This is a genomic window from Gryllotalpicola reticulitermitis (genome assembly GCF_042651345.1).
Classification (GTDB): Bacteria; Actinomycetota; Actinomycetes; order Actinomycetales; family Microbacteriaceae; genus Gryllotalpicola; species Gryllotalpicola reticulitermitis.
On the sequence record NZ_JBHSCN010000002.1, the window covers coordinates 331,673 to 352,772 of the forward strand.

Annotated in this window: 22 protein-coding genes; 6 read left to right on the forward strand and 16 right to left on the reverse strand. The window is 69.1% G+C overall.

What is annotated here, in order from left to right:
* The first annotated feature begins 2 nt into the window (after positions 1–2).
* Positions 3–1,142, forward strand: coding sequence for a Gfo/Idh/MocA family protein (locus tag ACFOYW_RS02005; RefSeq protein ID WP_390226926.1), 1,140 nt, complete (start codon positions 3–5; stop codon positions 1,140–1,142).
* 57 nt (positions 1,143–1,199) lie between these two features.
* Positions 1,200–2,471 carry an ROK family transcriptional regulator gene (locus ACFOYW_RS02010; protein ID WP_390226928.1) on the forward strand — a complete coding sequence of 424 codons (1,272 nt, stop codon included), beginning with the start codon at positions 1,200–1,202 and terminating at the stop codon, positions 2,469–2,471.
* Between the two features lie 6 nt (positions 2,472–2,477).
* Here ACFOYW_RS02010 and ACFOYW_RS02015 read toward each other — a convergent pair whose 3' ends face one another.
* Genes ACFOYW_RS02015 through ACFOYW_RS02035 form a run of 5 tightly spaced genes read right to left on the reverse strand, consistent with a single transcriptional unit; the run spans position 2,478 to position 7,222 of the window.
* On the reverse strand, positions 2,478–3,350 hold the full coding sequence (locus ACFOYW_RS02015; protein WP_390226929.1) for a MurR/RpiR family transcriptional regulator: 873 nt from the start codon (positions 3,348–3,350) through the stop codon (positions 2,478–2,480).
* Entirely contained in the window at positions 3,347–4,321 is a 975-nt protein-coding gene (locus ACFOYW_RS02020; protein WP_390226930.1) for a shikimate dehydrogenase family protein, read from the reverse strand. Before ACFOYW_RS02020 ends, ACFOYW_RS02015 begins: the two co-directional genes overlap by 4 nt.
* Entirely contained in the window at positions 4,318–4,926 is a 609-nt protein-coding gene (locus ACFOYW_RS02025) for a glucose-6-phosphate isomerase family protein (RefSeq protein ID WP_390226932.1), read from the reverse strand. Before ACFOYW_RS02025 ends, ACFOYW_RS02020 begins: the two co-directional genes overlap by 4 nt.
* Positions 4,927–4,973: 47 nt before the next feature.
* Entirely contained in the window at positions 4,974–6,482 is a 1,509-nt protein-coding gene (gene xylB / locus ACFOYW_RS02030; RefSeq protein WP_390226933.1) for a xylulokinase, read from the reverse strand.
* On the reverse strand, positions 6,479–7,222 hold the full coding sequence (locus ACFOYW_RS02035) for an SDR family NAD(P)-dependent oxidoreductase (RefSeq protein WP_390226934.1): 744 nt from the start codon (positions 7,220–7,222) through the stop codon (positions 6,479–6,481). The genes xylB and ACFOYW_RS02035 overlap by 4 nt, the downstream gene beginning before the upstream one ends.
* Positions 7,223–7,367: 145 nt before the next feature.
* Here ACFOYW_RS02035 and ACFOYW_RS02040 point away from each other — a divergent pair, with 145 nt between their 5' ends.
* From ACFOYW_RS02040 to ACFOYW_RS02050, 3 genes are read left to right on the forward strand one after another with little or no spacing between them, the layout of a single operon-like run.
* Positions 7,368–8,333, forward strand: coding sequence for an NAD(P)-dependent oxidoreductase (locus tag ACFOYW_RS02040; protein ID WP_390226935.1), 966 nt, complete (start codon positions 7,368–7,370; stop codon positions 8,331–8,333).
* A 29-nt stretch (positions 8,334–8,362) separates the two neighbouring features.
* Positions 8,363–9,007 (forward strand): bifunctional 4-hydroxy-2-oxoglutarate aldolase/2-dehydro-3-deoxy-phosphogluconate aldolase, encoded by a 645-nt coding sequence (locus ACFOYW_RS02045; protein WP_390226936.1) that lies wholly within the window; start codon positions 8,363–8,365, stop codon positions 9,005–9,007.
* Complete coding sequence (locus ACFOYW_RS02050; RefSeq protein WP_390226937.1) at positions 9,004–9,984, forward strand: phosphotriesterase family protein; 981 nt, start codon at positions 9,004–9,006, stop codon at positions 9,982–9,984. Before ACFOYW_RS02045 ends, ACFOYW_RS02050 begins: the two co-directional genes overlap by 4 nt.
* Positions 9,985–9,989: 5 nt before the next feature.
* Here ACFOYW_RS02050 and ACFOYW_RS02055 read toward each other — a convergent pair whose 3' ends face one another.
* The 10 genes from ACFOYW_RS02055 to ACFOYW_RS02100 form a co-directional block, all read right to left on the reverse strand.
* Positions 9,990–11,063, reverse strand: coding sequence for a zinc-dependent alcohol dehydrogenase family protein (locus tag ACFOYW_RS02055; protein ID WP_390226938.1), 1,074 nt, complete (start codon positions 11,061–11,063; stop codon positions 9,990–9,992).
* 3 nt (positions 11,064–11,066) lie between these two features.
* Positions 11,067–12,395: a hypothetical protein gene (locus ACFOYW_RS02060; RefSeq protein ID WP_390226939.1), complete on the reverse strand. Its 1,329-nt coding sequence runs from the start codon at positions 12,393–12,395 to the stop codon at positions 11,067–11,069.
* Complete coding sequence (locus tag ACFOYW_RS02065) at positions 12,392–13,795, reverse strand: GH1 family beta-glucosidase (protein WP_390226940.1); 1,404 nt, start codon at positions 13,793–13,795, stop codon at positions 12,392–12,394. The genes ACFOYW_RS02060 and ACFOYW_RS02065 overlap by 4 nt, the downstream gene beginning before the upstream one ends.
* Positions 13,792–14,181 (reverse strand): tautomerase family protein, encoded by a 390-nt coding sequence (locus ACFOYW_RS02070; RefSeq protein WP_390226941.1) that lies wholly within the window; start codon positions 14,179–14,181, stop codon positions 13,792–13,794. The genes ACFOYW_RS02065 and ACFOYW_RS02070 overlap by 4 nt, the downstream gene beginning before the upstream one ends.
* A gap of 25 nt (positions 14,182–14,206) precedes the next feature.
* On the reverse strand, positions 14,207–15,178 hold the full coding sequence (locus tag ACFOYW_RS02075; RefSeq protein WP_390226943.1) for an aldo/keto reductase: 972 nt from the start codon (positions 15,176–15,178) through the stop codon (positions 14,207–14,209).
* Positions 15,171–15,965 (reverse strand): VOC family protein, encoded by a 795-nt coding sequence (locus tag ACFOYW_RS02080; RefSeq protein ID WP_390226944.1) that lies wholly within the window; start codon positions 15,963–15,965, stop codon positions 15,171–15,173. The genes ACFOYW_RS02075 and ACFOYW_RS02080 overlap by 8 nt, the downstream gene beginning before the upstream one ends.
* Positions 15,966–15,979: 14 nt before the next feature.
* The gene (locus ACFOYW_RS02085; RefSeq protein ID WP_390226946.1) at positions 15,980–16,867 is read right to left on the reverse strand and encodes a carbohydrate ABC transporter permease; all 888 of its coding nucleotides are present in this window, start codon (positions 16,865–16,867) and stop codon (positions 15,980–15,982) included.
* Positions 16,864–17,826 carry a carbohydrate ABC transporter permease gene (locus ACFOYW_RS02090; protein WP_390226947.1) on the reverse strand — a complete coding sequence of 321 codons (963 nt, stop codon included), beginning with the start codon at positions 17,824–17,826 and terminating at the stop codon, positions 16,864–16,866. Before ACFOYW_RS02090 ends, ACFOYW_RS02085 begins: the two co-directional genes overlap by 4 nt.
* A 35-nt stretch (positions 17,827–17,861) precedes the next feature.
* Positions 17,862–19,199, reverse strand: a complete 1,338-nt coding sequence (locus ACFOYW_RS02095; RefSeq protein ID WP_390226949.1) for an ABC transporter substrate-binding protein — start codon at positions 19,197–19,199, stop codon at positions 17,862–17,864.
* 331 nt (positions 19,200–19,530) lie between these two features.
* Positions 19,531–19,794, reverse strand: a complete 264-nt coding sequence (locus ACFOYW_RS02100) for a DUF1905 domain-containing protein (RefSeq protein ID WP_390226950.1) — start codon at positions 19,792–19,794, stop codon at positions 19,531–19,533.
* A 95-nt stretch (positions 19,795–19,889) separates the two neighbouring features.
* Between ACFOYW_RS02100 and ACFOYW_RS02105 the strand changes: the two genes are divergently transcribed.
* The gene (locus tag ACFOYW_RS02105; protein WP_390226951.1) at positions 19,890–20,540 is read left to right on the forward strand and encodes a TetR/AcrR family transcriptional regulator; all 651 of its coding nucleotides are present in this window, start codon (positions 19,890–19,892) and stop codon (positions 20,538–20,540) included.
* 73 nt (positions 20,541–20,613) lie between these two features.
* Here the strand turns inward: ACFOYW_RS02105 and ACFOYW_RS02110 are convergent, their stop codons facing one another.
* Positions 20,614–21,042, reverse strand: a complete 429-nt coding sequence (locus ACFOYW_RS02110; RefSeq protein WP_390226952.1) for a tautomerase family protein — start codon at positions 21,040–21,042, stop codon at positions 20,614–20,616.
* Positions 21,043–21,100: the final 58 nt, after the last annotated feature.

The window sequence follows — 21,100 nt, forward strand, 5'->3', positions numbered from 1 at the left end:
CGATGCGCGCCATCACCCGAGCCCTCACCCCTGCCGCCGCCACCAGCAAGCGGCCGGCGGCGGCCGAGGCCGCGCGCTTCGCGGTCATCGGCACCGGGTGGCGCGCCGACATCTTCATCCGTCTCGCCTATCTGCTGCCCGATCGACTGACACTCACCGGGGTGCTCGCCCATAGCGACGCCTCGGCCGAGCGAGTGGCTCGCGATTGGGACGCGCCAGTCGCGCGAACGCTGGAGGAGCTCCTCAGCCGCGAGCGGCCGGACTTCGTCGTGATCGCCGTACCGTGGGCCGTGACGCCCGGGCTCGTCCGGGAACTGGTGGAGCGAGGCATCCGTGTCGTCGCCGAGACGCCGCCCGCACCCGACCTCGACGGCCTCCACTCGCTGTGGGCCGACGTGGGGGCACGTCACCTCGTGCAGGTCGCCGAGCAGTACCCGCTGTTCCCGCTGCACGCGGCGCGGCTCGGGCTCGTGCGCGACGGGGTGATCGGAACGCCGACGTCGGTGCACGTGAGCTCGACGCATCAGTACCACGCCGTCGCTCTGATCCGCGCGTTCCTCGACGTCGGCATCGGTCGCGCGACAGTGCAGTCGTTCGCGGCCACCGCGCCGCTGATCGACCCGATCACCCCGTCGGGGTGGACGCACGACCTCACCCCCAAACCGGCCACGACGACACTCGCGACGATCGACTTCGGCGACCGCCTCTTCGGGGTGTACGACTTCACCAGCAACCAGTGGTGGAACCCGGTGCGCCCCGATCACCTCACCGTCCGCGGCAGCGCGGGCGAGATCCACGACGACATCGTCGTACGGATGTCTGACGCGGTCACCCCGACCGTGTCGCACCTCGACCGCGGCGTGTCTGGCCTCGGCATGAACTTCGAGGGGTTCGACACGACACAGGTGAGCCTCGACGGCAAGCTCCCTTACCGCAACGAGTTCGAAGGTGCGCGGCTTTCGGACGACGAAATCGCCGTCGCCGCGCTCCTGGTCGGGGCCGGTGACTGGGCCCACGACCGCGGCCCCGAGCCCTACCCGCTCGCGGCGGCCGCGCACGACCGTCACCTCGGGCTGGCGATCGGCGAGTCGGCCCGAACGGGGCGCCCGGCCGCCGTGGGAGACGAGCCGTGGGGCGCGTGAACTAGGTTCGAAGCGGGCGGACGCGCTCTCGCACTCATTCCACTCATCGACTCGGAGGTGGCACAACTGAAAGGCCGTTCATCAGCCGAGACGCGCAGCGCGGTCCTGGACCTGATCCGATCCAGCGGCACGGTGAGCCGCAGCGAGCTCGCGGTGCTGTCGGGACTCACCGAGGCGACGATCTCGAAGATCGTGAAGGCGCTTCTCGACGCCCAACTCGTGGTCGAGGCGGGGTTCGCCGACTCGACGGGCGGAAAGCGGCCGATTCTGCTGTCGCTCAACATCTCGGCCAGGTACGCCATCGGGGTCCTGCTCGACGCGCGGACGATCGTCTACGTCATCGCCGACATGAGCGGCACCGCGGTGCATCACATGACGGCAGAGGGCTACGGGAAGACTCCCCCGCCGCTCGTGATCAAGCGCATCGCGAGCGACATCCAGAAGCTCATGCGGCGCGCGAAGCTCGCGCCGTCCGACGTGCTGGGAATCGGGGTCGCGGCGGCCGGTCGGCTCGATGCCGACGGCGGCGTGCTGCGCCGCTCTCGCGTAGCTGAGGACTGGGAGGACTTCGCCATCGACGCGGCGCTCCATGACGCGACCGGAATGCGTGTGCTGCTCGAGAACGACGCCAACAGTGCGGCGCTCGGCGAGTTCTGGTCGAGCCGGATGCCGGCGACCCAGGACTTCGCCGTGCTCTACATGGCCAACGGCATCGGCTGCGGAATCGTCATCGACGGAGCACTGTACCGCGGGGCCTCCGGCAACGTCGGCGAGCTGGGTCACATGACCGTCGATATCAACGGCCCCGTGTGCTTCTGCGGGCGCCGAGGGTGCCTCGAGCCCCTCGCGGCGCCTCTCGCGGTCGTGCGGCGGGCTCGCGCCGACCCCGAGCTGATCCGCGACATCGGCGTCCGCGAGACGCTCGACGACGAGACGAACGTCCGCGAGGACTTCGCGGCGATCGCGCGAGGCGCGGTCGCGGGCGACGAGCGCTGCCGCACGCTGATCCTCGATTCGGCCCGCGCACTGGCGGCAGCCCTCGTCTCGATGGTCAACCTGCTCGACCTCGATGCCGTGTACCTCGGCGGCCCGGGTTTCGCCGACGCCGCCGAGCTCTACCTCGACGTCCTGCGGGAGGCCCTCGGCCACGCCTTCGCTCGCGAGGTCCACCCGGTCGAGACACGCCTGTCGGCGGTCGGCATCGAGGCCGCCGCGCTGGGGGCGGCGAGCGTCGTGCTGCATCGCCAGCTGACGCCCTTCCGAGCGCGCAAGAGCAGCCGCCCCGCGGGCGCCCGCGTGGCCGTCATCTCGCAGCCGTCGGCGATCTGACCGCGCCTAGGGCTCGGAGCGCATGTGGGCCAGTGCGGCCTTCATGGCGCGGATGCGCTCGACCTGCGACTGCGGCCGGGCGAGCAGCACGCTCGTGGCCAGCACATCGACCACGACGAGACCCGCCAGTCTGCTCACCGTCGGCGTATAGAAGTCGGTGTCCTCGAAGGTCGCGATCCGCAGTTCGACGTCGGCGACCGCTGACAGCGGACCCTCGTCGCCCGTGAGCGCGATCACCTTGCCGCCGGCGGCCCGCGCGGCCTGCGCGACGCGCACCGTCTCGTGCGTTCCGGCGGTGTTCGAGATCGCGACGGTGACGGTGTGGGGCGTGCTCATGGACGCCGCGATGAACTGCTGGTGGTAGTCGGCCGGCGCCTCGCACGGCACGCCGAACAGCGGGAATTTCTGCTGCGCGTCCTGCGCGATGATGCCGCTCGCGCCGAATCCGACGAAGAGCAGGGAGCTCGCATCGACGATCAGCTCGGTCGCGGCGCGAACCGCGTCGAGATCGAGATGCCGGCGCGCGCGGTCGATGCTGCTGATCGTGTGGGTGAACACCTTGTCGACGACCGTCGCCGTGTCGTCGCCGTGCCCGATCGCCGAATACGCGACAGGGATGCCGATGGCGACGGCCTGCGCGAGGGCGATCTTGAAGGCACGGAAGCCGTCGAATCCGATGCCGCTGCAGAAGCGCATCACGGTCGGCTCGCTCACTCCCGCGGCTTCCGCCAGCCCCGCCATGTTGAAGTCGACCGCACCCACAGGGTCGCTCAGAATCACATCGGCGACCTTGCGCTCGGAAGCCCGCAGGGTGTCGAGGTGGCCCGCGATGGTCTCGAGCAGCGTGCCCTGCGTCTCGAGAAGCTCTGCCTCAGTCACCTCGCCTCCTGCGCAAGCCGCGAGAGCGTCTCGAAATCGGGCCCCGCTGAAGGCAGCTCCACGTCGAACACCTCGGCGATGACGGCCGTCCAGCCGTGCAGGAAGTACGTCCAGCCGTCCTCGACGGCGAGACCGGGCTGCCGACGTGCCTGATCGAGGAAGACGAGGTCGCCCCGATAGTTGAGGTCCCAGGCGAGGCCCCCCTGCGGCCACGACGCCGCGTCAGTGACGGGCGAGCCGGGCGCGTCCTTCCCGAGCCCGGTCGCGTTGACGACGAGCGAGCCGGGAGGGGCAGCGGCGATCACCTCGTCATTGTCGCGAGCGTCCGGGGCGAGGACGAAATCGAAGGGGGTGTCGGTCGCGAATCGGGCGGTGACGGATGCTGCGTGCTCCAGCCGCGGCTGCGAGCGGTTCGTGATCACAATGCGTCGCGGCCGATCGGCGCCGCGCTCCGGCCGCGACAGGTACCAGCTGATCGCCAGCGTCGACCCCCCGGCACCCATGCTGACCACGTCCGCGCCGGTCCGCGCCCAATGGCCGGCGGGCACGAACGCATCGAGGGCGCGGCCGCTCGAGATGGGGTCCTTCGCGTGGCTGATGAGCCGGCCGCCGCGCTTGGAGATGCAGCTCGTCTCCCCCATCAGCTGCGCGAGCTCGTCGATCACGTCGAAGCGGTCGCGAGCGGCGCGAAACAGGTCGATCTTGTGAGTGGTGACGAGGCCACCGAGGCTCAGCTCGTCCTGCGCGATGAAGTCGACGACCCGCCGGTAGTCGTCGGCCGCCGCATGAAGGGGCAGGTCGATCCCCTGCAGGCGAGCGTCCAGACCGAGCTCGTGCGCCCAGGCGGGGAAGACCCGCTGGATCGACGAGCTGCCGGTCGTGACTCCGATGAAGTAGAAGGTCGGCTCGTCGGCCGGTCGCAGGGTCGCGGCGGTGAAGCTCGGCGCCGGCCGGCGAGCGGTCTCGGTCACAGCACCGCTCCCGCGCGGTAGCCGCGATGGTCCGGGTTCGGAACAGTCGTCCAGCCGCCGTCCTCGCGGGCGACGACGAGCGTCGCCATGCCACCCGCCTCGGCGATGAGCTGATAGTCCTGCCCGGCGTCCGTTCCGTAGCAGAAGAGGGTCGCGAGACGCTCTGCGCCGACGTTCACGCTGCGATGCACCCAGTGGCCCGGCACGTGCACCGCGACACCGGGGGTGATCTCGATCGCGCGCGATTCGCCGTCGAGGGAGTCCATCAGGATGACTCCGGTGCCGGCGAGTCCGTAGTACAGCTCCGCGTGCTCGGCCTTTCCGTGCAGGTGCCCCCGCGTCATCGCATACTCGCGCCCGACCCGGCCGGGCTCGAGCGTGCTCACGCCCACGGTGAGTGCACCGGGTCCGCGGTCGACGGTGCTGCTCTCGACCCAGTAGACCGGTGCCCCGTCGTCGGATGCGAGCGCGCGCTCGAATGCCGCGTCATCACGATACAGGCCGGCGAGTTCCCGCAGCGTCTTCTCGTAGCGCTCCGAACCGCCGTCGAGCGCGCCGGAACCCGCATCGGGTCGCAGCTGCACCGGCTGTGCGATTGCTGCCATCTTGTCCTCCTCAGCCGAACACACGCGTGTAGTAACACTACATGCAATCAGGGAAGCCGATCGAACCACGGCTCGAGCCGGCGGTAGGCGTCGAGAAAGAGCTCGTGCGCCGCGACGTACCGCGCGTGATTCGCGGCGTCCGGCGCCTGCTCCTCGCGACGCCGTACGCGCGCCGCCGCGAGCCCGAAGCCGTCGAAGAGCCCGACGCCCACCCCTCCGGTCACCGCGGCGCCGACCGAGGTCGCCTCATCCGCGAGCTCGAGGCGCGAGACCGGAACGCCCCACACGTCCGACAGCACGGCCAGCGCGACGGACGATGCCGCGACGCCCCCGATCGCGTCGATCCGCGCGACGCTCACACCGTTGGTCCGGAACGCCTGCAGCGACGTAAGCAGATTGAACGCGACCCCCTCGAGCACCGCGCGCGCCAGGTGCTCGCGGCCGTGATGACGCGCGAGCCCGGCGAACACCGCGCGTGCCCGCGGATTCCAGTACGGCGAGCGCTCGCCCAGCAGATGCGGAAGGAAGAACAGGCCGTCGGCGGATGCCTGCACCCGCCCCGCGTCGGCGAGCAGCTCGGCGTAGCGGTCGGACGCCGCGCCACGCTCCGGCTCCAGGACATCGACGATCCACTGCAGCGACGCGCCACCCGCCTGCATCGTCGCGGTCGGCACGAAGGCGCCGGGGACGACGTGTGTGAACGTCATGGTGCGGAACTCGTCGTCGTACAGCGGCTCCTTCGTAGCGACCGAGACCCACGATGAGGATCCGAGGTAGGCGTACGCACCGCTCTCGGGTATCACGATGCCGGCTCCGACGGCGGCCATCGGCCCGTCGCCGCCGCCCATGACGACCGGAGTGCCCTGGGGGATCCCCGTCGCCCGAGCCGCCTGCGCCGTCACGGCGCCGATGACTGTGGTCGACGGCACCACCTGCGGCCACAGCCCCGACGGGATCGCGGCGGCGGCGAGGATGTCGTCGGACCAGCAGCCCGCGACCTGGTCGAAGGCGTTCGTGCTGCTCGCATCCGACGGGTCGGAGGCGAGCTCGCCGGTCAGCCGGAACGCGATGTAGTCCTTCGCGAGCACGATGTGCCGCACCTGCGCGAACACCTCGGGCTCGTCGTCGCGCACGCGCATCACCTTGGGCAGCGAATACGTCGCATTCGGCCGGTGCCCCGTGATCCGGTAGAAGCGCTCGAGGCCGAGCTCCCGCTCGAGGTGCGCAGCCTGCGCGACCGCGCGCGTGTCTGCCCAGATCACGGCCGGTCGCAGCGGCTCCCCCGCGGAATCGAGGAACACCGCGCCCATCATCTGCCCGGAGAATGACACTCCGGCAACGTCGGCCGCCGACCCGGGCACCCGGTCGAGCAGCGCGGCGCTCGCGGTGCACACAGCGCCCCACCAGGCGAGCGGATCCTGCTCGGCCAGGCCGCCGGGACCGAAGTCGGTCGGGTAGGCGGCAGTGATCGACGCGACGGGTTCGCCGGTCTCGTCGACGAGCGTCGCCTTGTCGCCCGTGGTGCCGAGATCGTGGGCGAGGATCAGCCCGCTCATCGCAGCGAATACCCGCCGTCCATCAGCAGCTCGGCTCCGTGGAAGTACCCCGCCTCGTCGCCGAGCAGGTACGCGACGGCACCGGCCACCTCGTCGACCGTCGCGAAGCGACCGGCCACGGTTCCGTCGCGCCAGCCCGCGTGCATGTGCTGCTTGAGGGCGTTGAGCGGGGTGTCCACGTAACCGGGCGAGAGGGCGTTGACGCGCACGCCGCGGGGGCCCCATTCCACGGCGAGCGAGCGCGTCAGAGCGCTGACCCCCGCCTTGGACGTGTTGTAGACGCTCTGCCGCTGCGGCGCGTTGACGACCGCGTTCCCGGACATGGAGGCGATGTTGACGATCGCGCCGCCGCCTGCGTCGAGCAGCCGCCGCCCGAAGGCCTGACACGTGAGGAACACGCCGCGCAGGTTGACCGCCATGACGCTGTCGTAGAGGGCGATCGGCAGCTCCTCAGCGGCGACATCGTTCTCCACGATGCCCGCGCTGTTGACGAGGTCGATGGGCGAGGGGTCGTCGGCGTAGAGCTCGGCGACGGTGCGCTCGACGGACTCCGCGCTCGTCACGTCGAGCGTTCGCGCGTCGACGCGCTCAGGCAGCGGCTCTCCGAGATCTTCGCCCGGCATCCGCTTGTCGAGGGCGACAACCAGCGCCCCGTCGGCGGCCAGGCGCGCGGCGATCGCGTGCCCGATCCCGCCGGCTGCGCCGACCACGGCGATGCGCCGGCCCGCGAAAGCTGTCACCACTGCTCAACTCCCTCGTCGATACAGCCGCCGGGTACGAGTCACTCGGCCACTCGCTCTCACCATACACGCACGGTGTAGTGTTACTACATCAATCCGCAGGCGGGGCCGTTCCCGCATTCGACGAGACGACGAGGTTTCCCGCATGGCACTGGTGACAGCGCGCCGGATCCTGGTGACGCCGCGCTCACTGACCAAAGCGGGTCTCGAGACCGTCCCTGAGCTGGCCGTACTTCGCGACGCGGGTTTCGAGCTGATCGGCTCCACACCCGGGGCGACACCGAGCGCGACCGAGCTCACAGAGCTGCTGCCGGGGGCGGAAGGCTGGCTGGCAGGTGTCGAGCCCATCACCGCCGAGGTGCTGGCGCATGCCGACGGGCTTCGTGCCATCAGCCGGAACGGGGCCGGCATCGACAACATCGATCTGGCCGCGGCCGATGCGCGCGGCATCCGAGTCCTCCGTGCGCCCGGCGCCAACGCGCGCGGCGTCGCCGAGCTGGCGCTCGCGCTCGGGATCGGCGCGCTGCGCGGCCTCGGCCGCTCATCACAGGCTCTCGCGGCCGGGCGGTGGCAGCGCGAGCTGGGCGCCGAGGTGCCGGGCACCGCCGTCGGCATCATCGGGCTCGGCGCGGTCGGGCGCCTCACCGCCGCACTTTTCGCCGGACTGGACGCGCACGTGCTCGGCCACGATCCGTTCGTGCGCGATCCGCCCGCGGGTGTGACCGAGCTCGTGCCACTCGACGAGCTCGCGTCGCGCTGCCGGCTCATCACGCTGCACTGCCCGCCGCTTCCTGACGGCAGCCCACTCGTCGACGCGCGGCTGATCGATCGGATGCCTCGCGGCACGGCCCTCGTCAACACCGCCCGCTCGTCCCTCGTCGACGATGCCGCCGTTCTCGCCGCCCTCGAGTCCGGCGCTCTGTCGAGCTACTCGGTCGACGCTTTCGACACGGAACCGCCTGCGCTCTCACCGCTCCTTGCTCACGAGCGCGTCGTCGCCACGCCTCACCTCGGCGGCTACACCGCCGCCAGCGTGAGCCGCGCCGCCCGGGACGCCGCCCAGAACCTCCTCGACGCGCTCACCGCTACGGCAGCGGCGGCGGTGCGCTGAGGCATCCGTATCGATCACGAGGAGCGGCGATGGCACTCACGAAAGACGCGCGGCGGACCATTCACGAGGTCGGAGTGGTCGCGGTGATCCGCGCCGCCGACTGGCGGACTGCGGTCGACGTCGTCGAGCCGCTGCTCGCAGGCGGGGTGCGGGGCATCGAGATCACGTACACCACGCCCGACGCGGCGCGCGCGATCGCCGCGATCGCCGACCGCCACGGTGACGACCTCGCGCTCGGCGCCGGCACGATCCGGGAGGCGGGACAGGCGACGGCAGCCGTCGACGCAGGCGCCGACTTCCTCGTCTCGCCCGGAACCGACGAGCACCTCGCTGCCGAGATGAAGGCGACCGGTGCGCTCACCGTGCTCGGAGCGCTCACCCCGACCGAGGTGATGCACGCGACCCGCCTCGGCGCGGACATCATCAAGGTCTTCCCGGCCGGGCTTCAGGGGCCGGGGCTGCTCAAGGCGCTCGCCGAGCCCTTTCCCGAGGTGGATTTCGTCCCGACGGGCGGCGTCACCGCCGAGAACCTGCCGGAGTGGTTCGCCGCGGGCGCCGTCGCCGTCGGAGCGGGCAGCTCGCTGTGCTCGAGCCAGGCCCTCGCACGCGCCGACTGGAGCGAGGTCGAACGCCGGGCGCGTCGATTCGCGGACGCGTTCGCCGCGGTCCGATGAGCTCCGCCGCGGCGCGCGTGCGCACCGTGACCGGCGATCTCGACGCGGCCGAGCTCGGCGTCACGGACTATCACGAGCATCTGTTCCAGGTCTCGCCCCTGCTGCCGGGCGATGAGCTCGACGATGAGGCCGCCGCAGAGCTCGAGGCACGCGAGCTTCGCGCCTGCGGATTCGACGCCATCGTCGACCCCACGCCGATCGGGCTCGGACGTCGACCCGAGGCCCAGGCTCGCGTCGCCGCCGCCACCGGCCTCCGCGTCGTCGCGGCCACCGGCGTGCACCGCGACGACCACTATGGGCCGGACCACTGGATCGGCACGATGACCGAAGAGGCGCTCGCCGAGCGCTTCGTGCGCGAGCTGACCGCCGGGCTTCCCCTCTCCGACGTGCCCGGCACCGACCGGGCCGGTGCCGCCGAGAGCGCCGTCGCGCCCGACGGCACGCCGGTACGGGCGGGCCTCATCAAGACCGGCATCGACTACTGGCGGATCACGCCCCGCGAGCACGTAGTCCTTGCTGCCGCGGCGCACGCGCACGAGCGCACCAACGCGCCGGTCATGGTGCACCTCGAGCAGGGCAGCGCGGGATTCGAGGTGCTTCGGCTCCTCGATGAGCTGGGCGTCCCCGCCGACGCCGTCGTGCTCGCCCACGTCGACCGCAATCCCGATCCGGGGCTGCACGCCGAACTCGCCGCCGCCGGCGCGTACCTCGGCTACGACGGGTGGGGGCGGTACAAGGACTGGCCCGACTCGGTGCTGATCGATTGCTTCGTCGCGGCGGCGGAGGCCGGCGCATCCGATCGCCTGCTCGTCGGCGGCGACGTCGCGCGCCGATCCCGCTTCCGCGCCTATGGCGGCATGCCCGGTCTCGCGTACGTCGGCGAGCGCGTAATGCCCCGCCTGCGCACCTTGGCGGGGCCAGAGCTCACCGACGCGGCGACGCGCCGCAACCCCGCGCGCCTCCTCGCCCGGTTCTGAACCGGCTACGCCCCGGGCACCAGCACCGTCTTGATGCTCGCGCTGTTCGCGACGGCGGCGAGCGCGGCGCCGTAGTCGTCGAGCCCGTAGCGGTCGGTGATCATGCCGGTCGTGTCGACGCGCCCGCTGCGCAGGGCGTCCAGTGCCCGATCGAAGGAGAACTGCTGCGCGAACGAGCCCTTCACCGTGAGCTCGCGGCGGAACACGTCGTAGGGCCGCAGCGGCCAGACGGCGCCTTCGCGTGTCATGCCGTACACGAAGATCGTTCCCCCGACACGCACGAGGGAGGGAGCCAGCTCGAGCACGTCGGCGGAGCCCGACGCATCGATCACGATGTCGAATCCGTCGCCGCCGAGCCCGCCCGCCGCAACAGGATCGATCTGCCGCCCCGTCACCTGGGAGAGCGCCTCCAGCGACGCATCTCGCGCGCCGGGAAGATCGGAACGATCGACCCTGACGGTGCGGTCGGCGCCGCGCGACGCAATCAGCTCGAGCTTGTGGGCGCTCGGCGCGGCGACCGTCACGGAACCGGCACCGGTGCGGGCCAGCAGCTGCGCGAGGATGATGCCGGTCGGCCCGGCGCCGAAGATCAGGATGTGAGCTCCCGGTGCCGGGGCGAGCACGTCGAGTCCGTGCACGACGCATGCCGTCGGCTCGGTGAACACGGCGACGAACGGGTCGAGGTCGCCGATGTCGAAGCAGCGGTCGGCGTCGGTGGTGAGGTATTCGGCGAATCCGCCGGGAGCGTTCACGCCCTGAGCGACCAGGTTGCGACAGAAATTGGGCCGCGCGCGCCGGCACTCGACGCAGTGACCGCAGGCGGCGGTGTTGTCGACGACGACGCGCGCGCCGATCGCGGGCGACGCGACATCCGGCCCGAGCGCGACGACCTCGCCGACGAACTCGTGACCGGGAGTCAGGGGGTACGTCGGGCCGAACTCGCCGTCGTGCAGGTGCACGTCGGTGCCGCACACCCCCGCCACGAGAACGCGCAGCAGCACCTCGCCGCGGCCGGGTTCCGGCATCGGGCGGTCCGCGACGGTGAACGAGCCGGGCTTGTCATAGACGACGGCGCGCACGCGTCAGATCCTGGTGGTTCCGACGCCCAGAGCGTCGCCGACGAGTTCGAGTCGACGGCCGACATCGCCGACGGCGAGCACGGCGTGGTGAGACGGCAGCTTCTCGACGTAGCGGTAGCCGTCCTCGACGCGCAGCACGGCGCCGTTCAGGCAGTCGGAGTTCGCGTACTGCTCATAGTTCTCGAGCACCGCCGGGGTGAAGGTGAGCTCGTCGAGGGTGCTCGTGATCTTCACGATCGTGAGGTCGCCTTCGGGGAAGCGCGCGTCGAGCGCGTGCGCGTTCTCGTCGACGATCTCGAGCACCCGCGGCTTGATCTCCCACTGGGTCGACCACGACTTCGGCACGATTCCGAAGAAGCCGCAATGCGCCGCGAGGATGTGGTTCTCCGGCTCGTCGGCCGCGGGGAAGTACGGAATCTTCTCGTGTTTCAGCGCGGCGTCGCCGAGCAGGAACGGGTACAGGTTCGTCATCATCACCGGCGTGCGAAGCGCGTTCCACACGAGGTACTTCGTCATCATCGAGGTGAGATCGGATTCGCAGCCCCAGATGAGCCCGCGCTCCTCGAACAGCATGCTCCACGCCAGACACGGGGTCGTGGCCGACGTCGCGGATTCGTTGAGGCAGTTGATGCCCGCCGCGATCACACCCGGCGTCTCGTCGAGCTCGTCGCTGAGGGCGAGCTTGAGCCGCAACGCCTCCATCCGGGCTCGCCGTGCGACGTCGCCCGAGATCGGGTACTCGGCTTCTGCCGCCGCGACGGCGTCGGCCACCCGTGACTCCGGGATTCCGTTCGCGCGCTCCACGAGCCCGCGGAAGCTGCGCCGCTCGACGGTCGTGCCGAACTGCTGCTTGATCAGGTCGACGCACTCGTCTTCCCACCAGAAGAAGCGCTTGAAGATGTCCGGCTGCTTGCCGCCGCCCAGATCGTCGAGATACGCGAGCATGGTCGCGGTCTCGAGCCTCTCGCGCGCGGCGAGGGCACGGAACAGATCGTGCATCTCCGTCAGGGACGTCGGCGCCAGCGTCGAGACGCCGCGCCTGCGCAGGAAGTCGCGGATCTCCCAGTCCCACATCGACACGGTGCCGAATTCGGTGCTGATCACGAGGATCGGCGCCTCGATCCGCGCGAACGAGTCGAGCAGCCGGTAGGCGACGCCGCTCATGTCGGGCACCACGACGGCCGTGCAGCGGATGCCTGCAGCATCCGTCACCCGCGCCGCGGGGAGCCAGTCGACCTCGTCGCCCGCCAGCTCGATCAGAGCCGCCAGCTGATTGCGGAACGAGTCCTGCGGCTCCTCCTCCAGCCAGACGGGGAGCAGACGGGGCTTCATCGCGCTGCCTGCGCGGGAACGCCGTCGGGCGCCTCGAGAGCGCCGGAGAGGAATCCTGCGAGCCAGGTTCCGCTCGACTTCACCGTGCGCCGCTGCGTCGCGTAGTCGACGTACGCCAGCCCGAACCGGCGGCTGAACCCCCACGCCCACTCGAAGTTGTCGATCAGCGTCCAGATGAAATAGCCGCGCAGCGGAAGGCCTCGGCCGATCGCCGCGGCGCACGCGGCCACGTGCTGCTCGAGATACTCCTGCCGTTCGGGGTCGTCGACGCGGCCGTCGGGCTGGACGACGTCGGGCCACGCCGACCCGTTCTCGGTGATGTAAAGCGGCAGCTCAGGCGCGTAGGCGTGCGCCTGCTCGAGCACGTCGATCAGCCCATCGGGGTGGATCTCCCAGCCCATCTGCGTCTTCGTCGCACCGGTGTCGATGAAGCGGACGAACTCGCTGCCGGGGTTGGCGCTCGGCGTCGCGCTCGTGTCGGCGTCGCGCTCACCGGCGGCCGCCGTGTGCCGGCTGTAGTAGTTGATGCCGAGGAAGTCGATCGGCTGCGCGATCTCGGCGAGGTCCTCGGTGCGCTCGCCGAACCAGGCCTCCTCGCCGAGGTCGGCGAGCACGTCGGCCGGATAGCGGCCGGTGAGCACGGGCTCGAGGAACAGACGATTCTGGAGGCCGTCCGCGCGTCGTGCGGCGTCGCGGTCGGCGTCCGAGTCGCTCGCAGCCCGCACGGAGTACAGGTTCAAGGTGATTCCGACGGATGCCTCGGGCTGCAGCCTGCGGATCACGGCCACCCCGCGACCGTGCCCGAGCAGCAGGTGATGCGCGGCGTGCGCAGCCTGCGAGCCGACGTGCCTGCCCGGCGCGTGATGCCCCGAGGCGTACCCGAGGAACGCGGAGCACCACGGCTCGTTGAGGGTGATCCAGTGATCGATCACGTCGCCGAGCGACTGCACGGCGAGCTCGACGTAGTGCACGAACGCATCGACGGTCGCCCGGTTCAGCCAGCCGTCCGCGTCTTCGAGGTACTGCGGCAGGTCCCAGTGATACAGCGTCGCCCACGGCGTGATGCCACGGTCGTTGAGCTCGGCCGCGAGCGTCCGGTAGTACTCGACGCCTGCGGGGTTGAGCTCGCCGTCCGGCGTGACCAGCCGTGACCACGAGATCGAGAACCGGTAGGCGTTCACTCCGAGCTCGCGCATCACCGCGATGTCGTCGCGCCACAGGTGGTAGCTGTCGTCGGCGACATCGCCGACGTTCCCGTCGGAGACCGTGCCAGGGGTGTGGGTGAAGGTGTCCCAGATGCTCGGGGTGCGTCCGTCATCGGCGACGCCGCCCTCGATCTGGTACGACGCCGTCGCCGTTCCCCAGGCGAAGTCAGACGGGAAATCGCTGCGCCGAGTCATTCGGTCACCCCCGCCGCGACAGGCGCCTCGTCCTTCTCGGGGGCGTACCAGTCACTGCCGTCGTTCTCGGTGAGTGCGATGAGGATATTGTCGCGTTTGAGCCCGACCGCGGCCAGCTCGTCGACGATCGCGCGGCAGGCTCGCTGCTTGACCTCCGGCGTATAGATCCGCGCCAGCAGGATCTGGATGTACACGATGTCGGTGCGCTCGGCGTTCGGGAACGTCGTCGTGTAGAAGAGGTCGCCGCGAGGGTGCAGGCGGAAGATCTGGAACAGGTCGTCCGGCGTCATCTCCAGGCCGCTGACGAGTCCGCGGTGAATCGCGGCGCTGATCTGGGGGCGCTGGTCGGCGAGCGTGTCGTGCGCGTCGATGCGAACGAGAGGCATGGGAACTCCTTTGGGTAGTGGACCGTCAGGCCGCGTGGTCGAGCCAGTTCTCGGGCGGCGGCGTCAGGCTCTCGAGCTCGTCCCAGAACGCGAGAGGCAGGTCGACGGATGCCGCGGCCATCGACTCGTCGATCCGCGAGCTCTTCGTGAAGCCGACCACGGTCGAGCTGATGCGTTCGTCGCGCAGCGACCAGGCCAGCGCGACGCGGGCCAGCGTGGTGTCGTGCCTCTCACACAGCGCCTCCATGTCGGCAATCGCGCTGAGCGTGGCGGCAGAGGCCGGGCGGTAGCCGTAGTCGGTGAGACCGGGCCGGGACCGGGTGAGGATGCCTCCGCCGTACACCGCCGCATTGAGCACGCCCATTCCGCGGGAGACGGCGGCCTCGATCAACTCGCCGGCGCTGCGGTCCACGAGCGTCCAGCGGTTGTGAGTGAGCAGCACCTCGAAGACACCGAGGTCGACGAAGCGACGAATCGCCTGCACCTTGCCGCCGGCCACCCCCAGGTGGCCGATGACGCCTTCGTCGCGCAGTGCGACGAGAGTCTCGACCGCGCCGCCCGGGCCCGCGAGCGTCTCGAACGGGTGGAATTCCGGATCGTGCAGGTGCACGACCGGAAGGAAGTCGAGGCCGAGGCGCGACATGCTCTCCTCGATCGAGCGGCGCACGCGGTCCCCCGAGTAGTCCCCGTCGCGGGCATCGACCTTCGTCTCGACCAGCACGCCATCGGGCAGGCCGCCGGCCTCGGCGATGGCGAGGCCGATCCTCCGCTCACTCGCGCCGTCCGAGTAGCCGTTCGACGTGTCGATGAAGCGGATCGGGCTCTCGAAGACCTCTTTCACGAGCGCCACGGCGGCGGCTTCGGGCACGTCGTAGCCGAAGATGCGCGGCATGCTGCCGAGCGGAGCACCACCGAGGCAGAGGGCGGAGACCGTGAGACCCGTGCGCCCGAGCGGGCGCAGCCAGTTCTCCGGAGTGCGAGAGGACGGCTCAGCCAAGCGCGGCCTCCGTGACGAGCGTGAAGGGGAATCCGTCGCGGTCGGAGACGACGGTCGTTCCGGCCGCGGTACGACCGACCTCGATCGCGTCGGCCGGCGCGCCCTCCTGCGGACCATCGAGCACGGCCGCGACGAATCCTGGCGCGCTCAGCTGCGGCGCACGCGGGTGCTTGGGAACGTCGTAGCTGAAGATCTCGAGGACCGTGTCGCCGCTCTTGAGGAAGTCGAGGTGGTACCCGCGCGGGTCCCATTCCTGTTCGATCGTCCCGATCCGGGCGAAGCCGAACGGACGATAGAACTCCTCGGTCGCCGCCTCGTCCTCGACCGTCACCGCGATGTGGTCGAAGCGGGGTCGCTCGGGCACGCCGAGCGCCCGTTCCCGCGCGACTCCGACTTCGTCGTGCACGACGTGGTACTGCAGATCGCGCTGCACCAGTTCGAGCAGCGTTCCCTCGGGAGCGAAGAAGAACGCGATGCGCACCCCGCCCTCCGCCTCAAGCGGGTCGAGGTGGAAGGGCACGCCCGCACCGCGCAGCGCCTCGACGAGCGGGTCCACTTCGGCCACCTTGAACCCGGTGTGCCGGAAGCCCTTCACGAGGTCGTCGGTACTCCAAGTGGACTCGTCCGGCTCGTCCACCCGGCGCAGCTCGAACGTGGCGGTGACAAGGTCGAGCACGGCGTGGTCCGAGTCGATCTCGCCGACCGACAGTGCCCCGAGGAACCGCTGGTAGAACGCAGCCGATCGCTCGACGTCCGGCGTGTTGATCAGAATGTTGCGAATCGCCATGACGGCTCGCCTCCTTAGTTCTTGACCGCGCCGAGCGTCAGACCCGCGACGAACTGCCGCTGCATCCAGACGTAGACGAGGATCACCGGGATGATCGACATGGTGAGCCCGGCGGTCAGCGTCGGCCAGTTGGTGTTGTACTGGCCGAGCAGGCTGAAGAGCACCGGCTGCAGAGGCAGCTTGCCCGTGTCCTGAAGCACGGTGTTCGCATAGAGGAACTCGTTCCACGTCTGCAGGAACTGGAAGATGATGACCGTGGCGAGTCCAGGGCGCGCCATCGGAATGATCACCCGCCAGAACACCGCGAACTCGCCCGCGCCATCGACACGTGCCGCTTGAACGAGCTCGTCGGGCAGCGTCGAGAAGAACGCCCGCATGAGGAACATCGAGAACGGCGCCGAGCTGCTGACGTAGAGGACCACCAGACCGAACTGATCGTTCAGCAGCCCGATCGACTTGAGCTGCAGATACAACGGAATGATCAGCGTCGTCGCCGGCATCATCAGAGTCGCCAGAAGTGCGACGTAGATCACGTTCTTGAACGGGAAGCGCAGCTTCGCGAAGGCGTAGCCGGCGATCGACGCGAAGATCAGGACGCCCACGACGGTCGCCACCGTGATCCAGAGACTGTTCAGGAAGTGGATCGCGAAGTCCGTCGACACCCACGCCTTCGGATACGCGGCGAAGGTGAAGCGGGTCGGGATGATCGGCCCCGTGAAGATCGTGTCCGCCGGGCGCAGCGAGGTGAGCACCAGCCAGATCAGCGGGAAGATCGTGAGCGCCGCGACGGCGATCAGGATGAACGACGCGAACGACTTTCCGAACGGGAAGCGCCGGCGCCGGCGCGCCGTCCGTTCCGAGCCTCGCGTGGTCGTGATGGCTTCCGAGGTCGCGGCGGTCATCGCTGAGCCCTTCTGGTCAGGAACACCTGCACGCCCACCGCGACGCCGCAGAGCAGCATCACGATGACGCTGAAGGCGCTGCCGTAGCCGAGTTGCGGAATCGATCCCGCGGTGGATCCGAAGGCGAGGGAGTAGAGGTACGTGCCGAGCACTTCGGACGCATGGCTCGGGCCCCCGCCGGTCATGACGTAGATGATGTCGAACACCTTGAAGCCGTTCAGCAGGTTGAGGCTGATGACGATCGCGGTCACCATGCGCAGGCTGGGGATCGTCACGTAGCGGAACTGCTGGATCTTGCTCGCGCCGTCGATCGATGCCGCCTCGTAGTAGCTCGGATCGACGCCCTGGATGCCGGCGAAGTAGATCAGCATGTTCGTGCCGATCGCGCCCCACAGCGAGACGACCATGATCGCCGGCAGCACCGTGCTCGGGTTGCTCAGCCAGTTGTTCGTCAGCGAGTGCAAGCCGATCGCGGTCAGCGCCTTGTTCAGGGTGCCGATGTTCGGGTCGTAGATCAGGCTCCACAGCACGCCGGACACGACGAACGACACGATCCCCGGGATGAAGATGATCGTGCGGATGACCACGCTGAGCGCCCGCCACACATTCGCGAGGAGGACCGCGATGACGAGCGGGATCGCCGTCTGCAGAATCGTCGTGACGACCGCGTAGACGATGGTGACGACGAAGGCGCGCCGCGCGACCGGGTCGTTCCACATCCGCACGTAGTTCGCGAGGCCGGTGAACTGCGGCGTTCCGAACCCGGCCCACGTGGTGAAGCCGAGATAGACCGCGTGGATGATCGGCCAGCCGACGAAGATCGCGAACAGGATGGTGATCGGCGCGACGAATCCGTACCCTGCGAGCCGCTCCGAGCGCTGCATCTTCCAGAGGGATGCGCCGCCCCCGGCGCGGGCCTTACGGCCGCGCGCCGGGGTGTTGACTGCTTGAGTTGACATGAATCACTCGAGTTCTCTCGTTGGCGCTCCCTCGCCTACTGGCCTCCGGCAGCGTTGGTGACAGCGGTCTGCATCTGCTGCGCGACCTGCTGCGGCGTGGCCGTCTGATCGAAGATCTTCGTCAGCGGGTCGCCGGCCGCGGACGAGCCCGCGCCGAACGGGATGTGCGGGCATCCGTTGGGAAGCCAGCCGGCCATCAGCTTCACGGTCGGGTCGGTGATCTGCTCGACGGCCGCCTGCGTCGCGGGCATGCTGCTCGAGGAGTTCATCAGCTTCGGGTACACGTCGTTCGAGTAGAGGTACTGCAGGAACTCGAGCGCCGCGTCCTTCGACTTGCTCGTCTCGGACACCGCGAGGCCTGCGCCGGCCTGGTCGGCCGTCCAGTGCCTCGCACCGGACTTGATCGCCGGGGTCTGCATGACCTTGTACTTGGCCTGGAACGCAGGCGACGCGTTGGTCTTGAAGGTCGGGACCGAGAACGACCCGGAGTAGAGCATCGCCGCGGCCTCGGTGTAGAACAGCTGCGGCGCCTGGGTGCCCGAGGTGCCGGTGGTGCCCTTCTGGAAGACCTTCGCCTTGACGATCTTGTCGTTCAGCTCGAGCGCCTGGACCACCGGCTGGTTGGTCCACTTGTAGCCCTTCTCGAGCTGGTCGAGCTTGAGGAAGTACGTCGGGTCGTCCGTCACCTGGGTGATGAGCGGCAGGAAGAAGTCGAGCGCGCTGGTTCCCGGGTTGGCCGAGAACGAGACGGCCGACTTGCCCATCGCGTTGATCTTCGCCGCGGCCGCGATCAGGTCGTCCCACGTCTCGGGCTCGCCGTCGATGCCGGCCTGCTTGAACATGTCCGGGTTGTAGAAGATGCCGAAGGTCTGAGCCTCCCAGCCGACCGCGTATTGCTTGTCGCCGTCGCTGTACTCCTGGTTCTCGGCCGGGAAGAACTGCTTGAGGAAGCTGCTGCCGAGCTCCTTCTTGAGGTCGGCCGAAATCCCCTGCTTCCCGTAGGTGATCGCGCGCACGTGAGGCGCGAAGATCTCGGGGACGTTGCCGCCCGAGACCGCCGCGGTGAGGGCGGGGAGGTACTGGTCGGGGGTGCCGAAGGTGCGCAACTGGACCGTGATGTTCGGATGCTTCGCCTCGAATGCCTTGATCACGGGCGGAAGGGTGTTCTGGTCCTCGGTGTACCAGGTCCACATGCGAACGGTGGCCTTGCCGTTCTTGCTCGTGCTCCCCGAGCCGCCAGTCGAGCAGGCAGCCAGCAGGCTGCTCGTCGCGGCGGCGCCGGCTCCGGCGAGACCGAGCTTCAGAAGTGATCGACGGTCCAGCTGGGACCGTGAGAAGACGGAGCCCAGGGGCCCGCTGCTGGTGCTGTGCATTTCGTATCTCCTCATTGAGATGACCGCCGGCCTCACCGGCGGACGGTGTCGTGGTCGTGCTGCCCTTGCAGGTGTAGTAACACTACACACTCGGGTCAAAATAATTACAGATCAACGGAAACGCTGGGAACGCAAGCGCCGTTTCGAGCGCTCCGCCTCCAGCATGTGGAGCGTTACTACATGGATCGATCGGCTCGCGCCGTCACGGACTTTCTATCTCAATCTAAGCAAGTAGACAATACCGAGGTGCGCAAAAACACAGGCCCCGGCCAGAACATCCGTTCTGACCGGGACCTTTTGGTTCCGAGAATGCCGCGTGGCGGCGAGCTCGTCAGCGGTCAGGATCGACCAGCAGCTCGACCTCGATCTCGTCACCGGCGCCGCGGCCGGTGTTCTTGCGCGTCTCCGCGTTGAACGAGACGAGGTAACGACCCCCCATGACGCCGATCGTGGTCTTGTAGGTGTACGCGCCGTCGATGGTCACCACGACGGGAACGCGCTTGCCGCGCTCGAAACCGAGGACGATGTCTTCCGGCACGACGATGCCGACGTTGTTTCCGCCGGTCGACTCCAGGGTGGTGCGAAAAGTGGTCATGCCATCTCCTTGAGGACGCGGGCGTGCGGTGCAGCAGCAGAGTAGACCGCAGAGAACTGTACCGTCCAGTACTTGCCCGCGATTAGGCTGAGCTGATGAACGCGCTGCCGGAGCCGGCGTCTTCCAGCCGCACCGAGCAGAAGCGTCGAGCGATCCTCGCTGAGGCGACCACGCTGTTTCTGCGCAATGGGTACCGCGGCACGAGCATGGACGAGGTCGCGTCCGCGGCAGCGGTTTCCAAGCAGACCGTCTACAAGCAGTTCACCGATAAGGAAGGTCTCTTCCGCGAGATCATTGCCGGCGTCGCGCAGAACGCCGACGCGATCGTCGAGACCATCAGGTCGGCCTTCGGGGCGGTGCGGGCCGCCACACGGGAGGAGCTGGAGACCGGATTGGCTTCGGTCGCGCGTGCGTACCTGGATGCCGTGCTCGAGCCGCAGGTGCTGTCACTGCGCAGGCTGATCATTGCGGAGGCGGAACAGTTCCCCGACCTTGCCGAGAGCTATTTCCGCGCGGCGCCGTCACGCGGCATCGACACGACCGCGGCATGCCTGGCGCCCTATGTCGAATCCGGCATCCTCGTCGTCACCGACGTGCAGCTGGCTGCCGCCCATTTCGCCTACCTTGCGCTCGCCGTTGCGCAGGACCGCGCCCTCTTTCTGCCGTCGAGGCTGCCCGGGGCGAAGGAGCGTAAGCGCCTCGCCACCGCGGCCGCACGCGCATTCATCGCGGCATATGCTGCCTAGTCGCGCACTTCCGTCAAGTGGTCACTGGGCGCCTTGACTGAAGCAGCGAGGACGCGGGCGTGCGGTGCAGCGGCTATCCCTGCAACGAGGCGATCTCCTTGCGGGCCGCATCAACGAGCTCCTCGTTCGTGTGCGCGTGCCCCCAGAGCCCCCAGCCGCCGGGCGCAGCTTCGGTGAGCAGTACCCAGGTCCTCTCACGGGCCGACTCGTCGCCCGCCTCCGCAGCGATGATGTCGGTGAATCGCGCCACGACCGCGAGTTGCTTGCCCCGGTCAAGCGCCCCGGCATTGGTGAGCACCTGCACGCGCACATGGGCGCTCCCGCCATCGACATTGGAGATCGCGGATGCGGGCAGCTCGTGCACGAATGCGCCCGTGTTCGAGCGGAACATCGGGATGTCCGGCACGCCCTCGATCTCCATCAGGGTGGCCGCCAGGCGCTGGGCGAGGCGGTGAGTGCTGGGAAAGGTTCCAGACTGGGCGTACACGTCGATCATCGGCATGGCGGCAGCTCTCTTCTCGGACTATGACGGTCAGCATAATGCTAGACCGTCGCAGCCG

Coding starts and splice junctions, on each gene's coding strand:
- ACFOYW_RS02090 (WP_390226947.1), bottom strand. CDS start 17,826: ATGTCAACTCAAGCAGTCAACACCCCGGCGCGCGGCCGTAAGGCCCGC.
- ACFOYW_RS02050 (WP_390226937.1), top strand. CDS start 9,004: ATGAGCTCCGCCGCGGCGCGCGTGCGCACCGTGACCGGCGATCTCGAC.
- xylB (WP_390226933.1), bottom strand. CDS start 6,482: ATGAGCGGGCTGATCCTCGCCCACGATCTCGGCACCACGGGCGACAAG.
- ACFOYW_RS02005 (WP_390226926.1), top strand. CDS start 3: ATGCGCGCCATCACCCGAGCCCTCACCCCTGCCGCCGCCACCAGCAAG.
- ACFOYW_RS02085 (WP_390226946.1), bottom strand. CDS start 16,867: ATGACCGCCGCGACCTCGGAAGCCATCACGACCACGCGAGGCTCGGAA.
- ACFOYW_RS02025 (WP_390226932.1), bottom strand. CDS start 4,926: ATGGCAGCAATCGCACAGCCGGTGCAGCTGCGACCCGATGCGGGTTCC.
- ACFOYW_RS02040 (WP_390226935.1), top strand. CDS start 7,368: ATGGCACTGGTGACAGCGCGCCGGATCCTGGTGACGCCGCGCTCACTG.
- ACFOYW_RS02060 (WP_390226939.1), bottom strand. CDS start 12,395: ATGAAGCCCCGTCTGCTCCCCGTCTGGCTGGAGGAGGAGCCGCAGGAC.
- ACFOYW_RS02065 (WP_390226940.1), bottom strand. CDS start 13,795: ATGACTCGGCGCAGCGATTTCCCGTCTGACTTCGCCTGGGGAACGGCG.
- ACFOYW_RS02105 (WP_390226951.1), top strand. CDS start 19,890: ATGAACGCGCTGCCGGAGCCGGCGTCTTCCAGCCGCACCGAGCAGAAG.
- ACFOYW_RS02070 (WP_390226941.1), bottom strand. CDS start 14,181: ATGCCTCTCGTTCGCATCGACGCGCACGACACGCTCGCCGACCAGCGC.
- ACFOYW_RS02080 (WP_390226944.1), bottom strand. CDS start 15,965: ATGGCGATTCGCAACATTCTGATCAACACGCCGGACGTCGAGCGATCG.
- ACFOYW_RS02095 (WP_390226949.1), bottom strand. CDS start 19,199: ATGCACAGCACCAGCAGCGGGCCCCTGGGCTCCGTCTTCTCACGGTCC.
- ACFOYW_RS02045 (WP_390226936.1), top strand. CDS start 8,363: ATGGCACTCACGAAAGACGCGCGGCGGACCATTCACGAGGTCGGAGTG.
- ACFOYW_RS02110 (WP_390226952.1), bottom strand. CDS start 21,042: ATGCCGATGATCGACGTGTACGCCCAGTCTGGAACCTTTCCCAGCACT.
- ACFOYW_RS02100 (WP_390226950.1), bottom strand. CDS start 19,794: ATGACCACTTTTCGCACCACCCTGGAGTCGACCGGCGGAAACAACGTC.